The sequence below is a fragment of the Shewanella sp. 125m-1 genome, assembly GCF_052977065.1.
In genome coordinates this window covers 1-15,176 of sequence record NZ_JBRILT010000002.1, presented here as the reverse complement: position 1 = coordinate 15,176, position 15,176 = coordinate 1, and the positions used below count along the sequence as shown (strand labels likewise).

At 42.9% G+C, this 15,176-nt stretch carries 11 protein-coding genes; 4 read left to right on the top strand and 7 right to left on the bottom strand.

The genetic code is table 11. From position 1 onward, the window contains the following. Window positions 1-478 precede the first annotated feature (478 nt). Entirely contained in the window at window positions 479-1,747 is a 1,269-nt protein-coding gene (locus ACVBIK_RS01200) for a sensor domain-containing diguanylate cyclase (protein ID WP_447161115.1), read from the top strand. Window positions 1,748-1,970: 223 nt separating this feature from the next. On the opposite strand, the gene ACVBIK_RS01195 is transcribed toward ACVBIK_RS01200, so the two are convergent. The 4 genes from ACVBIK_RS01195 to ACVBIK_RS01180 all read right to left on the bottom strand — a co-directional run bounded on the left by ACVBIK_RS01195 (window position 1,971) and on the right by ACVBIK_RS01180 (window position 7,750). Further along, window positions 1,971-2,588 carry a transglycosylase SLT domain-containing protein gene (locus ACVBIK_RS01195; protein WP_447161114.1) on the bottom strand — a complete coding sequence of 206 codons (618 nt, stop codon included), beginning with the start codon at window positions 2,586-2,588 and terminating at the stop codon, window positions 1,971-1,973. A gap of 134 nt (window positions 2,589-2,722) precedes the next feature. Next, window positions 2,723-3,163, bottom strand: a complete 441-nt coding sequence (locus ACVBIK_RS01190) for a hypothetical protein (protein ID WP_447161113.1) — start codon at window positions 3,161-3,163, stop codon at window positions 2,723-2,725. 2 nt (window positions 3,164-3,165) lie between these two features. Next, complete coding sequence (gene gshA, locus ACVBIK_RS01185; protein WP_447168887.1) at window positions 3,166-4,767, bottom strand: glutamate--cysteine ligase; 1,602 nt, start codon at window positions 4,765-4,767, stop codon at window positions 3,166-3,168. Between the two features lie 145 nt (window positions 4,768-4,912). Beyond that, the gene (locus ACVBIK_RS01180; RefSeq protein ID WP_447168886.1) at window positions 4,913-7,750 is read right to left on the bottom strand and encodes a M16 family metallopeptidase; all 2,838 of its coding nucleotides are present in this window, start codon (window positions 7,748-7,750) and stop codon (window positions 4,913-4,915) included. A gap of 474 nt (window positions 7,751-8,224) precedes the next feature. On the opposite strand from ACVBIK_RS01180, the gene ACVBIK_RS01175 reads away from it, so the two are divergent. Both ACVBIK_RS01175 and ACVBIK_RS01170 read left to right on the top strand, forming a co-directional pair. Beyond that, window positions 8,225-9,475, top strand: a complete 1,251-nt coding sequence (locus ACVBIK_RS01175; RefSeq protein WP_447161110.1) for a dicarboxylate/amino acid:cation symporter — start codon at window positions 8,225-8,227, stop codon at window positions 9,473-9,475. Window positions 9,476-9,576: 101 nt separating this feature from the next. Further along, complete coding sequence (locus tag ACVBIK_RS01170; RefSeq protein WP_447161109.1) at window positions 9,577-9,762, top strand: hypothetical protein; 186 nt, start codon at window positions 9,577-9,579, stop codon at window positions 9,760-9,762. Between the two features lie 417 nt (window positions 9,763-10,179). On the opposite strand, the gene ACVBIK_RS01165 is transcribed toward ACVBIK_RS01170, so the two are convergent. From ACVBIK_RS01165 to ACVBIK_RS01155, 3 genes are read right to left on the bottom strand one after another with little or no spacing between them, the layout of a single operon-like run. Further along, entirely contained in the window at window positions 10,180-11,310 is a 1,131-nt protein-coding gene (locus tag ACVBIK_RS01165) for a sodium ion-translocating decarboxylase subunit beta (protein WP_447161108.1), read from the bottom strand. A gap of 8 nt (window positions 11,311-11,318) precedes the next feature. Next, on the bottom strand, window positions 11,319-13,142 hold the full coding sequence (gene oadA / locus ACVBIK_RS01160) for a sodium-extruding oxaloacetate decarboxylase subunit alpha (protein ID WP_447168885.1): 1,824 nt from the start codon (window positions 13,140-13,142) through the stop codon (window positions 11,319-11,321). Window positions 13,143-13,162: 20 nt separating this feature from the next. After that, a complete protein-coding gene (locus ACVBIK_RS01155) occupies window positions 13,163-13,411 on the bottom strand; it encodes an OadG family transporter subunit (protein ID WP_447168884.1) in 249 nt (82 codons plus the stop codon). Window positions 13,412-14,910: 1,499 nt separating this feature from the next. Here ACVBIK_RS01155 and ACVBIK_RS01150 point away from each other — a divergent pair. Then, a partial coding sequence (locus ACVBIK_RS01150) for a helix-turn-helix domain-containing protein (protein WP_447168883.1) occupies window positions 14,911-15,176 on the top strand: 266 nt, incomplete at its 3' end.

Below are 15,176 nucleotides of genomic sequence, written 5' to 3'. Positions count from 1 at the left end.
AGTCCTGTAGGGCGGTGCATTATTATATTTGCGCGCATTATAATGACATTAAGCGCATTGAGTAAACAGGCTTCCCCTAAGCCTGCGACGCCGTTATCACTGGGTTTTCAAAAGCTGAAAATCACTTATTAATACATATGTGTAGCAAACAAGCGCATGGTTAATTAACAGCTTAAAAATTGATAACTCCTGGTTAATTCAGCACTAATTTAGTGGTAAAGTAGTTACAAAATTTAGCAGGAAAGAATGCTAGATATTAAGTTCTAAACCTACCCGGCTTTATGTATATAGTATGAGATGAGATTTAGTACGATACTCGACGTTGTCAGCAGTGTATTTTACTTGTATATAGGTAGTGTCGATTTATAAGTGAATTAGAAATGAGAGTGGAAAGTGAGTCATAAAGCTGAATATAAGCACTTTTTAAGCGACATCGACGGCACATCAATGGTGAGATTTACGAATAAGGATATTCATAATGCCCATTAAAGATAGCTTGAAGAAAAAAAAGATAGACTCAGTCGGTCTAAAAACGCATCTCGCGCTTTTAGGAACTCCAATGCTATTACTCCTCATCGGCTGGGGCATTTTCTTTCGTATCAGCCCGACGCCAAACTCTGTCGCTAACTTAGTCTTAGTCGCAATTATCTATTTATTAGGTTACAGCTTAAGTTATTACTTCCATCAAGGTCGATTGAACCGATTATGGGAGCATCTTCAGCAGGTCATTCATGTTAACGATACCACCTTTGCATTGGTCAATATTGCTAATCGTTACCAAGATGAGCGCGCCTTTCTTGATGCGTTACTCAAGAAATCTGTCAGTAGTATTGATGGCGCTGAGATGGGATCGATTATAAAAGTGGATGCCAACACTGGGGAGTTGCACTTTGAGTCCACCGTCGGCATTGATATCAACAAGCTCAGACAAGTTAAATTCAATCTCAGCCAGTCTTTCGAATACCTGCTGACCAAAGGCAAATGTGACCGAGTCGTAGTCATCGATGATATGGCCAATATCAATGCCCATAGCACCCTAAGCACCGCCGAACAACAAGTCTTGCTCACCGCACCTGAGGCACCTATTCGTTCAACCTTATCCAGCCCAATACATATCGACGGTGCTCTCTATGGCATGCTGAATTTAGACAGTGCAAGAATTAACGCTTTTAGTCATTACGACAGAAACTTGGTGGCAATCCTAACTCATGAAGCGGCGAATGCTATTGCGCTTTATCAGAAGACACGTCAAATTAACTTATTAGCCAATTTTGATAGTTTAACTCAACTTTATAACCGTCAACGCTTTGAAGAAGGAGTTAACAACTGGAAGATTAAAGCGCACTTTGGCAGTTATTTGGTCGTGTTAGATCTTGATAATCTAAAAGTAATTAATGACAGTGACGGACACCAGGCAGGCGATAAAGCCCTGTTGTATTTTGCTAGTACGCTAAAAACGCATTGGCATAGTAAACACTTGATTGCTCGCTATGGAGGTGATGAATTTGTTGCCCTATGCCACGGACCGCTAGAGCAGCTTGAAGAAGATCTTAAACAGATCAGGCAAATGCTAGCAGAGCAGCACTTAAGCGACAAACCTGCTTATAAATCTATGCCCGATATTCAGTTCAGTTACGGCATCGCTGACTACCAAGGGGATTTAAATACCAGCTTTAAAGCGGCTGATAGACTGATGTATCAACATAAACGAGGCAAAAAGGCCTCAACTCAGACAAATTATCAATAAAAAGCCCCCGCAAATGCAGAGGCTGTTATGTAAAGTCATTTAGCGATTTATTAGCGTTTATATTAGTGGCACTTGCTTATTGGCGCTTATTTCTTAACGCAAGGCTCGAGAGCTTAGTTGTTACTCTTAGCTCTAGAGCATGATGTTAATTTTAGTTTTAGAGCTTGATGTAAATATTAGTGCTAAAACCTGTTCTCATTTTGTCTGGATAGGTCAGTATCGACTACCCAAAAAACAGTCGCCACAACCAGGATGAATCAAGATCCTCCTGACACTGCCTATATTGGGCTGCATATCGCTTAGAACGCTCATCTACACGGCCAGCAACCTTGATTAACCATGCTTTTTGATTATACGTTTTGCGTTTATAGCCCCCCCAACCTTCATGGTAATTCAAGTACTGGTTACGAGCATCCCACTTGGACACGCCATTGATTTTGTGCGTTTTGTAAATAAACCATCCCATAAAATCCATAGCGTCATCAAAGTTACTTCGACTCGACCAGGAGTTACCAGTTTCCTTAACGTAGTCATCCCAAGTCATGGTTTTTGCCTGCGCATAGCCATAAGCATCACTTGCTCGGCCAATAGGAATAAAGCCTAAAAAATATTCCATCGGTGGAGCAGCATTGTGCTTAAAAGAGCTCTCTTGATACATCATGGCTAAAGGAACATGTATCGGTACTCCCCATTTTTCGCGGGTATCTTTTGCAGCGCTATACCAGGAGCGATTCTCTGTGTAAATCGAACAAAGATTTTCGGGATCTTTTGGAGGAGGAGTCGCGCACCCAGTCAATAGGGTCGCTAAAATAACAGTCGTAAATAACGCGGGCCATTTCATAAAAAAAGATACCAACTGACAGTAATAGCAAAGCCATAGTGTCACACTGATAGCTTAAAGATGCAATTGAGCGTTATGGGAATTGTGTTGTAAATCAGATGAGAGTAGCTCGAACCTACCGCGATTACCTCCCCCTACTGGGCAGGTTGAAGCTCACAGTCATGGGGCTCTTGTTGCCATACTTCCGGTTGCCAAAAACCTTTATCATTACCGCGATAAACTTTGTCGACATTAAACTTGGCACCAATATGATAGCGCTCATTATGTGCCACATTCACCGTAAGCTCTTTAGGGATGCGAGCGCTAAGTTTGACCTTCAAATTCGGTGCATCAATCAACTCAGCAAGAGTAAAGGTGTGTTTACCTACACTTAACCGATAATAAGGTTTAGATATAACAGGCTTTCCATCTAGGTGAGTTACCACGACGCGATAAATATCAGCGTCGTGGTCGGGCTCCATATACGTCGCAACGATACCGCATTGATTGGCGGTATCAGGTTGAGTTGCACAACCCGATACCAGCAATACCAATGCAGTAAAACTTAATATATTTTTGAACCCTTTAGTCACCAAGGTTAAGCCTTAAAATAATCAACTAAAAACTGATCGAAGCTCACACTTGGCTCAGCTTCTAGCTTCGCTTGTTTCTCGAGTGATACAACTGCGTCTTGCTCATAGCGCATTGTCACAGCCTCTGACAGAGGATAGTTTTTGAGTTCTTGATGGTACTGCTCTGCAAGCTGTAACACCCAGTCACTATGATCTATTTGGTCTTGTTTTAGTCCTTTAATAATTTGTCCCGACAAGGTTTCGTCTGGATTATTAACGGCTTTGTGCCACTTAGTCAGCGCAACCTGGTAATCATCTCGGCCGTCATCGTCAAGTAGTGAAGCGATATCACTAAGATCACCAAACAATGATTCAAGCCAATGACTTAAGCTCAGCGGCTCACCTGAACGGGTTAACATAAGCCCCGGCTTACGCCCCTCAAGCACGACAGCTTGTAGGTTAGCGGCAATTTCCGCCTCTTCACTTGCATCAGATGCCGCTGAAGGTTGCAATAAGCAGTTCAATAAGAAAAGGTCTAAGAAACGGATCTGTGACTTTTCAATACCCACTGAGCTATAAGGGTTAACATCTAATGCTCTGACCTCTATATACTCAACCCCTGCTCGAGCAAGTGATTCTGACGGTTTCTCATTACCTTTCGCAACACGTTTAGCACGTATAGGCGAGTAGAATTCATTTTCAATCTGTAAAATATTGGCGTTAAGCTGACGATACTCGCCATCTACTTTAACGCCAATTTTTGCGAAATTAGCCGAAGGCATATTAATCGCGGATTTCATCCCTTCCAAGTAACAAGCTAAGCTGTTGTAACTAATATTTAAGTTGTCTTGCTCTTGGTTGGTATAACCTAAGTCACTCATCCGTAAAGAGGTGGCATATGGCAAATACAAAGTGCCATTGCCTATGACTTCAAAAGGAAAGTTATTCGTCTTAGGGTCTTGAATAAATGTGCTGCAAAGCGCTGGTGATGCACCAAATAAATACGGTAATACCCAGACTAGGCGACGATAGTTACGAATGAGACCGAAATAAGACTCTGAGATAAAATCCTCTAAGCTTAAAGATTTATCCGATAGCTCATACAGCCTGTCCCAGAGCTGGTCTGAAACAGAAAAATTAAAATGCACGCCTGAAATAATTTGCATCTGAGCGCCATATCGATAGGTCAGCCCTTTACGATATAAACGTTTCATTTGGCCAGTGTTAGAACTACCGTAATCCGCAATGGGGATATCACCCGCATCGCCAAGGTAGCACGGCATACTTACAGGCCACAGTCGTTGGCCATTTAAGTGCCGGACACTATAGGCATGAGTTAAGGTCAAATCTTCGACTAATTCATCGATATCTTCAAAAACAGGAGTAATAAACTCAAGTAGGGATTCGCTATAATCTGTGGTGATCCGCGAATTGGTTAACGCCGAACCTAACGCTTGTGGATGTTTATCCAACGCTAGATGACCCGACTTTTCAATTCTTAACGCTTCACGCTCAATGCCTCGTTGCATTGTTCTTAGCGCTTGACGACTTGCCGTATCCGACAACTTACCTACTAATTCATTGAAAGATTTCAATACATTACTCTCTAGTACGTGACTTTTACCCATATAGCAATTCAGTCAGACCCGCTATAGACAACTTAAATTTCAAGTCGTACCAAATTAGCGTTTAGTTAACTGCCAGCATAATAAACGATGAGATGATGCCATAGATTTAGCACCATCTCTCGGATATATGGACTAATTATGTCTTTTACAACTGTAAAATTTCAATTGGATAACCAAGTGTTGATAATTCAGACTCAATTTGAGCTCGGTCGCCAACAACCAATATCACCATATCGTCTAAATTCAACTGCTCTTTAGCCAGTTGATTGAGTTCATTTAGGCCAATACTGTTAGTGATTGCAGTTTGCTGCTCACTGTAGTTATCGTCCAAATTATAACGCTGAATATTACGCATCAAGCCCGCTTTTTGATATGGCGTTTCATAGTTTAATGCCTTGGACTGTGAGATTGAACTCTTCATAAACTCGAGTTCTTTATCTGTCATCCCTGTTTCCTGAAAAGCATTAATCTCTTTGATAAATTCAATTAGTGCCTTTGTCGTCACATCACTACGCACGCTAGCCGTTGCTTGGTAAAAACCGAGTTCTGGGCCACCTGAGAAATAGCTTCTTGCGCCGTAGGTGTAACCTTTGTCTTCGCGAAGGTTGAGGTTAATTCGGCTATTGAATGCACCGCCCAGTGGGTAGTTCATCAAATACGATTTAAAGAACTCGCCCGTTGCATCATATTTAAGTCCACGCTTACCAATCTTAATCACAGATTGGGCCGCTTCTGGCTTATCTACAATATAGATTTTTCCACCCTCAAACTTGGGTAACGCTGCAAGCTCTGGCAAAGGCGTTGCGACCCCCTTCCAACTAGAAAGCGTAGCAAGTTTTGCTAGCATCTGCGCTTCATTCAAGCTGCCTACTGCCACTATTTGCGCATTACCTGCGGTATATTGCTGCTTATAGAAGGCGTTAACGTCATCTAACGTCATTGCTGAAACAGTGGCAATTGAACCGCCAGAGCTTACACCAAATGGGCTATTTTCGCCGTATAACAAACCGCTAAACGCCGTTGAAGCCAGATAGTTAGGCTCGGTAAGCTCTCGCTGTAAGTGTTGTAACTTTTGCTGCTTCACTCGCTCAAAATCGGCAGCGGTAAAACCGGGGGCAAATAGCTTCTCTTTGACTATGACCATGGTCTTATCAAGATTAACTGCTAATGATGAGATTTTAACTTGGCTTTGATAACCACTTGCACTGAAACTCACATTGCTGCCTAGCATTTCTAACGCTTGAGTGAGCTCCTCAGAGCTGCGCTTCTTGCTCGACTCATTCATCATTGACGCTGTCATGCTAGCAAGACCGGCTTGGTTTACATCTAATAAGCGGTGACCGCCATTAAGATAGATAACGATTTCAACCGTTGGCGTTTCGCTCGTCTGAGTACCAATGACCTGGATTTTATTGGCAAGCTCACCAGTCCAAAGCTCAGGCATTCTCAGTACTGGCGTTGGACCTGCTGCTGGAATAATACTTCTATCAAATGCAGAGGTGAGCTGTGGCTTAATCGCTACGTTTTCAACCGCAACAGAAGCGACCACCTCGGCAGGGGCAACAAAGTTATCTGCTTTAGCAATAAGTTGAGCTTGCCCCTGGGGCACGACGCTCATTACCACCATGGGCTTATCTTTGATGTATTTGTTAAACACACGCATCACATCAGCTTTGGTGACGTTTGCATAACGAGCCAAATCAAAGCCAATCATATCTGGGTTGTCAGAGAAGGTTTCATTAAAGGCTAGACTTGCCACCTTACCTTGTACGCTCTGCAAGCCGAATATCGTCCCCGCTTCAAAGTTAACTTTAACTTTTTCAAGATCATCATCGGTCACTCCGCGCTGTTCAAATTCAGCAATAGAGTCCTGCATCGCTTGCTCGATTTCAGCTAAGTTACCACCACGAGCAGGGTTTGCTAACGCGTACATAGAAAATTGACAAGCTAGCTCTTGGCAAGGATGACTTACACCCGCTTGTACTGCTAATCCATCTTTGACTAAGTTCTTATAAAATAGTGATGTCTTACCGCCACCTAAGATATTTGATAGCAGATCCAGCGCAGCTTCATCTTCATGGCGGGCATAAACGGTTGGCATACCAATACGCAGTAAGGGTAAGTGGACTCTATCTTCCATCGACAAGTAACGCGTCGCATCAAGAGTCACTAACTCTTTCACTGGCGCGTCGACTGCTGGGCCTGCAGGGATCTCACCGAAGTACTTATTCACCCAAGCAAGAGTTTGCAGCTCGTCGAAGTCACCACCAATGGTTAAGGTTGCATTATTAGGGCCATACCAACGCTGGAAGAAATGCTTAACATCTTCTACATCTGCACGATTTAAATCTTCAGGCCAGCCGATCACTGGCCATGAATAGGGGTGACCTTGTGGGTAAAATGCTTGATTGAAACGCTCTCCCATACGACCATATGGGCGATTATCTACTCGTTGGGCGCGTTCATTTTTAACGGTCTCGCGTTGAACTTCAAACTTTTTTTCTGTTAATGCTGGCAAGAAAAAGCCCATGCGATCTGATTCTAACCAGAGCATTTTTTCCAGCTGATTATTCGGTACAGTTTCAAAGTAGTTAGTACGGTCGGTATTGGTGGTGCCATTTAAGGTACCGCCAGACTCAGTCACCATCTTAAAGTGCTGTTCATCCCCAACATTTTCAGAACCTTGGAACATCATATGTTCAAAAAGATGGGCAAAGCCTGAGCGTCCTTCTAATTCACGGCCAGATCCCACATGGTAAGTGACGTCAACATGTACCAAAGGATCTGAGTGATCTTCATGTAAAATTACCGTCAAGCCATTCGCTAATTGGTATTTGCGGTATGGGATCCCAACTTCATCATTACTAAAACCTACCGTTTCAAGTAAGACCACCCCTTCTGGTAGCGGTATTGAATTTTGTTGCTGTCCAGCACATCCCAATAATGCAGCACTTACCGCTGCGGCCAATATCCATTTTTTCAATGACTCTCTCCTTTTCCAACAGGCGTTATTAGCATCTTTTGCCATGCTGTATATTAATGCACCTAGTATTACCCACTACAGATAAAACAACCAGCGGTGTAATTTCAAATAATTAACCTAAAAATATGCCGTTTTTAATAACAATTGAAGCAAAGAATACACTTATTTATCGACAACAACATCAGGAGTAAAATTCCTTATCGAGTGAATTAATGCAATTTTTTTCACAGATGAAATAAAAACACCACCTTGTTGCAATCAAGTTAAAATTTAAAGTTATTAAAACAAACTCTTTTATCACAATATGTTATAACCAAATCGGTTTGTGATACACGCCACACTATCTATAGAATGAGCATCATTGGGTAACTAAATGTAAACCTTGTTAGAGGTTGCCTGCAAACTATTACTGGAGTGAACACCGATTCCCCCGTAAAGTAACTTTAGAAAAATAAAATTTTTGGAATTTCAACAATGTGGCAAGCAATTAAAAGTATCCCTTTTTGGCAGAAAGTATTAGCTGCCTTTATCTTAGGCGCCGGCGTTGGCGTCATTTTTGGTGAGTCTGCAACGGTACTTAAACCGCTGGGCGATCTGTTCATTAGTGCGATTAAGATGTTAGTCGCACCGTTAATATTCTGCGCCATCGTTGTCAGTATCACTTCGCTAGGCTCCCAAGTCAGTTTAAAAAGACTCAGCTTTAAAACCTTAGCCATGTTCATGTTTACTGGCACAATCGCTTCACTGATAGGCTTAACTGTCGGCTCAGTTATCGATATGGGCGGTTCCATGGAGCTGGTAGCGACCGAAGTTCGTGAGCGAAATGTACCTGGATTTGCTCAAGTCGTTTTAGATATGATCCCTGTCAACCCGTTTGCCTCGCTGGCTGAGGGCAAGGTACTGCAGATCATCATATTTGCAGCTTTGATTGGCATTGCGATTAATAAAGTAGGTGAAAAAGCTGAACCATTAAAACGCACTATCGAAGCGGGTGCAGAAGTCATGTTCCAGTTAACCCGTATGGTGTTACAACTTACCCCAATTGGTGTATTTGGTTTAATGGCTTGGGTTGTTGGCGAATACGGTTTATCAACTCTGCTGCCATTAGGTAAGTTTATCGGTGCTATCTACTTAGCCGCATTGATCCATATTATCTTTGTCTACGGTGGTTTAATTAAGTTTGCCGCCAAGTTAAGCCCGATGCAGTTTTTCCGTAAAGCGATACCTGCGCAAATCGTTGCATTTACCACAGCATCAAGTTTTGGCACTTTACCTGCCAGCACGCGCTGCACGGAATCTATGGGCGTTTCTAAGCGCTATGGCTCTTTTGTGCTGCCCTTAGGTGCCACTATGAACATGGATGGCTGTGGGGGAATTTACCCTGCTATTGCCGCTATTTTTATCGCCCAGATTTATGGCATTTCATTAGATATGACTGACTATATGCTTATCGCTGTAACCGCAACGGTCGCGTCTGTCGGCACCGCTGGTGTACCCGGCAGCGCAATGGTTATGCTAACAGTAACGTTAGGCGTTGTCGGTTTGCCACTTGAAGGTATCGCTTTTATTGCTGCAGTCGACCGTATTATCGATATGATCCGCACAGCAACGAACGTCACTGGCGACATGATGACCGCCGTTGTGATTGGTAAATCAGAGGGCCAGCTTGATGAAATGCAGTTCTACGCCCAAGAGAATGCCCCTGTAGAGCAAGCTAGTAACTAGTACTCACTTGTCATTCAATAAAAAGGCCGCAATCGCGGCCTTTTTACTTTATACTTTTCAATATTCTACTAAGAATACAGACTATTTTGGAGCGCTTAGATATGACAAAACTCTTCATTCTTCCGATACTGCTTTCGCTGGCATGGGCACTTTTTCTTAACTATAACGGCGTACCATTAAAGCAAGGAAAGACGGGGTTTCTCTATATCATCGGCATCAGCCTGACCATCATTTTTGCACTGGTATTTTTACTCTGGCTCACTGCGGGTCAAAACCTCAAGTATTAACCCTCTATAACAAGGTTAATATTGATCAGTACAAGAAAGCATTCGACTCAAGTGTTGTTGGCTCATTCAACACGAAAGGAAGATGAAATATAGGCATAGTTCTATAAAACCGTTGGCGTACACAACCATCGGAACTTAAAACTCAGTGCAAAAACATTAGTGCCTAAAAGCGAACCACTGCACGTTAGTGGCTGAAAAATAAGGCATAAAAAAGTCCTACTAAAGAGCAGGACTTTTCGGTTATGTGCTACAAGGCTGTCAGTTCTAAGAACGAGTTAATAATGGGTCAACCCAAAACCCGTTAACCCGTTAACCCAAACTAATGCTCAAGCTAGTACCCAAACAAGTGCTTAAAGCTCAGGCTAGTACTAAAAATAGGTCTTAAACTAGCACTCATAAAATAGTAGTCAAAGCTTGTTAGCCAAGAACCGCCAGTAATACCCCCGCCGCTACCGCACTGCCTAATACACCAGCAACATTCGGCCCCATGGCATGCATCAACAAGAAGTTTTGGTTATTCGACTCTAGGCCAACCTTGTTAACCACTCGCGCAGCCATCGGTACAGCCGAGACTCCGGCAGCGCCCAGTAATGGATTAATTTTACCACCAGAGAGTTTGCTCATCAGTTTTGCCATAAGTACCCCCGTAGCAGTACCAATAGCAAATGCTACTGCACCAAGTACTAAAATACCTAAAGTTTCCATCTGTAAGAACTGTTCTGCTGACAGCTTAGAACCAACTGCAAGACCTAAGAATATGGTCACAATATTAATCAGTTCATTTTGCGCAGTGTTTGATAACCGATCGACAACACCTGATTCACGCATCAAATTACCAAGACAGAACATGCCAACCAATGGGGTTGCTGCAGGCAAGGCTAAGATGGTAAGCCCGAGCACCATCAGCGGAAAGATGATCTTCTCTTTCTTGCTCACTTCACGCAGCTGCTCCATCTTAATTTGACGCTCAGATTCAGTTGTAAGCAAACGCATAATAGGCGGTTGAATTAATGGTACCAGTGCCATATATGAGTATGCGGCAACGGCAATAGCACCAAGCAGATCCGGCGCAAGTTTAGAGGCTAAGAAAATAGCCGTTGGCCCATCTGCCCCACCAATAATGGCAATGGCTGCCGCGTCAGTCATCGAGAACTCAAACCCTGGGATCAAGTTCAGCCCGATAGCCCCTAAAAGGGTCGCAAAAATACCAAACTGAGCCGCTGCGCCAAGTAACAGCATTTTAGGGTTAGCGATAAGTGCACCAAAATCCGTTAACGCCCCGACTCCCATAAAGATAAGCAGAGGGAAGATCCCAGTTTCAATGCCTACGTGATAAGCGAAATAGAGTAGTCCACCTTCATCGGTAAACCCACCGTTGGGAATATTGGCCAGTATTGCGCCAAATCCAATCGGTAGCAGTAGCAAAGGCTCAAACTTCTTTGCAATTGCTAAATATAACAATAGGCAGCCAACACCCATCATCAACAATTGGCCTAAGGTAAAATTAGCAATACCAGACTCAGACCAAAACGCGATTAATCCTTCCATGATGACCCCTACGCCAATGCTAACAGTTGACTACCAACTGTGACTGCATCACCTTCTTTAACCCAAACCTTTGAGATCACCCCATCAGCTTCGGCGCGCACTTCCGTTTCCATCTTCATCGCTTCAAGAATAATCACCACATCGCCCTCTTTGACACTATCACCTGGCGATACATGTACCTTAAAAATATTGCCTGAAAGCGGAGCATTCTGCTCATGCTTAACTGCAGCCATATCAACAATCGCTGGTGCATGGGCAGCCCCATGGTTTGGCGCTGCAAACGGCACAACGTTTTCTGCCGGGGTTATTTGGCTAATGTCGCCACCTTCTGCAACTTCAACAACAAAGCTTTGCCCCTGTACGGTCACCGTATAGGTTTCAGGTCCTTGCTTATTGGCAGCAGCAAGCTCCGCCTTTTTAGCCTCTTCAAGCGCTTTAGCAGCCACGTCAGGCTTAGGTTCAAACGCATCGGGGTTATTGCGATTACTTAAAAACTTAAGGCCTATTTGTGGGAATAAAGCATAAGTAAGTACGTCATCATCAAGCTCTTTAGCAAGCGATATACCATCGGCAGCCGCTTTGTCTTTAAGCTCTATGCGTAATTTATCTAATTCAGACTCAAGTAGGTCTGCTGGTCGACAGGTAATAGCCTCTTTGCCAGCCAATACTCGTCGTTGCAGCTCAGCGTTAACCGGAGCTGGCGTCGCGCCATACTCACCTTTCAACACCCCTTCAGTTTCTTTAGTCATCGACTTATAACGCTCGCCTGTAAGCACGTTAATGACTGACTGTGTACCCACAATTTGTGACGTCGGCGTGACCAAGGGTAAAAAGCCTAAATCTTCACGAACGCGAGGGATCTCTTCTAGAACCAGATCTAACTTATCGCCAGCACCTTGCTCTTTTAGCTGGCTTTCCATATTCGTTAACATGCCACCAGGAACTTGTGCCCGTAAAATTCGTGAGTCGATCCCCTTTAATTCACCTTCAAATGCGGCATACTTTTTACGCACAACTCTAAAGTACGCAGCAATCTCTTCCAGCAAGGCCATTTCATAACCTGTCGCTCTATCTGTTCCTTCAACCATCGCCACTAAGGTTTCTGTTGCGCTATGACCATAGGTTTGGCTCATAGAAGAGATAGCAGTATCGAGCACATCAATACCCGCTTCTATAGCTTTTTGATACGTAGCAGTACTTAGACCTGTGGTTGCATGACAATGCAAAGAGACAATGAGATCGGTCTGCGATTTGATTTGGCTAATCATATCGAAGGCTTCAAAAGGCTTTAATAAACCTGCCATATCTTTAATACAGAGCGAATGACACCCCATATCTTCTATGCGCTTAGCCATATCGACCCAGGTAGTTAAGTTGTGTACCGGGCTTGTGGTATAAGATAGAGTTCCTTGGGCGTGGCCACCGACTTCAACAACAGACTTAACCGCCGTCTCAAGATTACGCACATCATTCATCGCATCGAATACGCGGAAAACATCAACACCATTGGTATAAGCTCTTTCAACAAAGCGATTCACCAAATCATCGGCATAATGACGGTAACCCAGCAGATTCTGTCCTCGTAGTAACATCTGTTGAGGGGTGTTAGGCATTACCTTTTTCAGTTCACGGATCCGCTCCCACGGATCTTCTCCAAGATAACGAATACAGGAGTCAAATGTGGCACCGCCCCATGATTCTAATGACCAAAAGCCGACTTTATCGAGTAAAGGCGCAATGGGTAACATATCTTCGGTACGCAAACGAGTAGCGAGAATAGATTGGTGTGCGTCTCTTAGGACCACATCAGTTAAAGCCAATGGCTTGCTCATACGAATACTCCCTACTTTTATTATACTTTCTTACGATGCTGATGAATTGCTGCAGTGATCACCGCAGTCATTAAAGGACTTACAGCAGCTTGATCCGATTGTTGTTGAGTCGAAGGGCCTTGACTCATATTTTCTTGTGGCAAAGGGCCAAATTTTCGAGCAACCAAATTCATCGCTAAAATGAGCATACTCAAAAAAACAAATACCAGTGTCATGCCTAGAACCATGATCCCCAGTGCGTCATATAACTGTTCAGATATTGAAGCCATCTCTTCCTCTTGTAGACACTTTATTGTGAACAAACGTGGCGATCAGCCAATATAAATTCACTTAACATTCACATGTTATGCAATTCATTCCATTCATTTCAGATACTGCTTAGCAGTCAAATGGCAACCTCAGACAAAAACAATAACCAATATATAACAAGATTGCGACCACTTTGTAAATTGGTCATACCATAAAAATCATCACAAACTCATAGCTACTAACAAATCATCACTATTAAAGCCGATAAATTGAATATCCATCAATATACAAGCTTTCACGGCCATTTCTTTATAATTTAATAGTGCATTTACTGGAAAATGAATTCAGAAAATAGAACAGAGAGGAGCGATAAAAGCCAAATTGCAATTTTATGCAATTTAGCTTTTAGGCTTTATCGCTGAGTGGAGTCACATAGTTAATGGCAATTTACGGAAAACTTAGATGTTTAGCGATTGAGTTTTTGACGATTGCATTGATAGCGATAGATATTATAAATCTGCTTGGTAAATATCATTAATCAGGGTTTTATAGCTATTACATTAAGTTGATTAGCGATGATAAAGGGAGGCTATTGTCGTGGTATCGCCAATGATCCTCAGCAGTATAAAGCGGTGAACATTCAACGGCGTTTAGCGCATCAGAGACTGGTCGTTAATCGCTCACTGGTTCGAGTTTGGTGGCATAGCATTTTCGGTAACAGCACCTGCGCTACTTAGCCTACTGAATCCTTTCAGTAGTGTATTAATGAAATTCGCTGCATCAGATGGAAATGTCTATGTAATCGGGATACAAGACCTTATACCAATCAGTATAAGAAGTTGATCTACTCAGAACGTTTTTTGGCAAACTGATTCAAGGCGAATAACTGAAAGAATGGTTGATCCTTGTGAAGTTGTTCAACGCAGTAGTAGGCAGCCAAAAACGCGCCAGAATGGCGAGTTTTGGCGGCTCTGATACTGTAACTCTTATGGAACAAGAGGGAGCTTAACCTAGTTCAACTATGCTCTTCACTCGTTGTAAACCACATGGTCTTGTATGTTCCCGACATACATAAGACATTTCCTCCATCCCTGGAGGTCAGATGTGGTGAATGTCATTAATGCACGACTATATGGATATAGGAGGTAGAGTAACGCAGGAGCAGTTACCGAGGAGTATTTAATGACCTTGTCTCAGTGCCGCTAAACTCTCGCTGAGCGACCAAATCTTTATACTGATTGGTATTAGTGTTTACGACGTATCGAGCATAATCGAACTAGGTTTATGTTTGTTAGCGCTGCATATGAAGCGTTAAAGCTCATTTTTTAAGGCGGGTTTGGACTTCCTACTTCAGCATTAAATAACTTCGTAAGGAATCCCACTTCATCATCTATTCTCATTGAATTAGTTTGTAAAAACTGGATGAGTAATATGATTGCTATTGTCCCCATTGGAATAATACCAATCTAAGTAAAAACATGATCTAATTGCATTCATCGTATTCTCTTCATTTGTGGTTATGGATAACTTTAAAAATACTGACTTTACAGCTCTAGCTCGTGAGCAAAAATCTATCCAAATGAAGATGCGCCTACTTGCACTGGCTCATTTTCAGGATGGAAAATCTCGAACTCAAATTGCACTATTTTTAAAAGTGAGCAGAACCAGCGTCAATAAGTGGGTACATGCCTATTTAGAAGAAGGGCTAGCGGGGCTGCAAGAAAAACCGCGTACAGGAAGACCTGCATTTCTCAGCACAGAACAGCAAGCTCAACTCGCTGACTA

Bases quoted from the DNA above. Each gene is read 5' to 3' on its own strand.
- ACVBIK_RS01200 (WP_447161115.1), top strand. From the start codon at position 479: ATGCCCATTAAAGATAGCTTGAAGAAAAAAAAGATAGACTCAGTCGGT.
- ACVBIK_RS01195 (WP_447161114.1), bottom strand. From the start codon at position 2,588: ATGAAATGGCCCGCGTTATTTACGACTGTTATTTTAGCGACCCTATTG.
- gshA (WP_447168887.1), bottom strand. From the start codon at position 4,767: ATGGGTAAAAGTCACGTACTAGAGAGTAATGTATTGAAATCTTTCAAT.
- ACVBIK_RS01175 (WP_447161110.1), top strand. From the start codon at position 8,225: ATGTGGCAAGCAATTAAAAGTATCCCTTTTTGGCAGAAAGTATTAGCT.
- ACVBIK_RS01170 (WP_447161109.1), top strand. From the start codon at position 9,577: ATGACAAAACTCTTCATTCTTCCGATACTGCTTTCGCTGGCATGGGCA.
- ACVBIK_RS01165 (WP_447161108.1), bottom strand. From the start codon at position 11,310: ATGGAAGGATTAATCGCGTTTTGGTCTGAGTCTGGTATTGCTAATTTT.
- oadA (WP_447168885.1), bottom strand. From the start codon at position 13,142: ATGAGCAAGCCATTGGCTTTAACTGATGTGGTCCTAAGAGACGCACAC.
- ACVBIK_RS01155 (WP_447168884.1), bottom strand. From the start codon at position 13,411: ATGGCTTCAATATCTGAACAGTTATATGACGCACTGGGGATCATGGTT.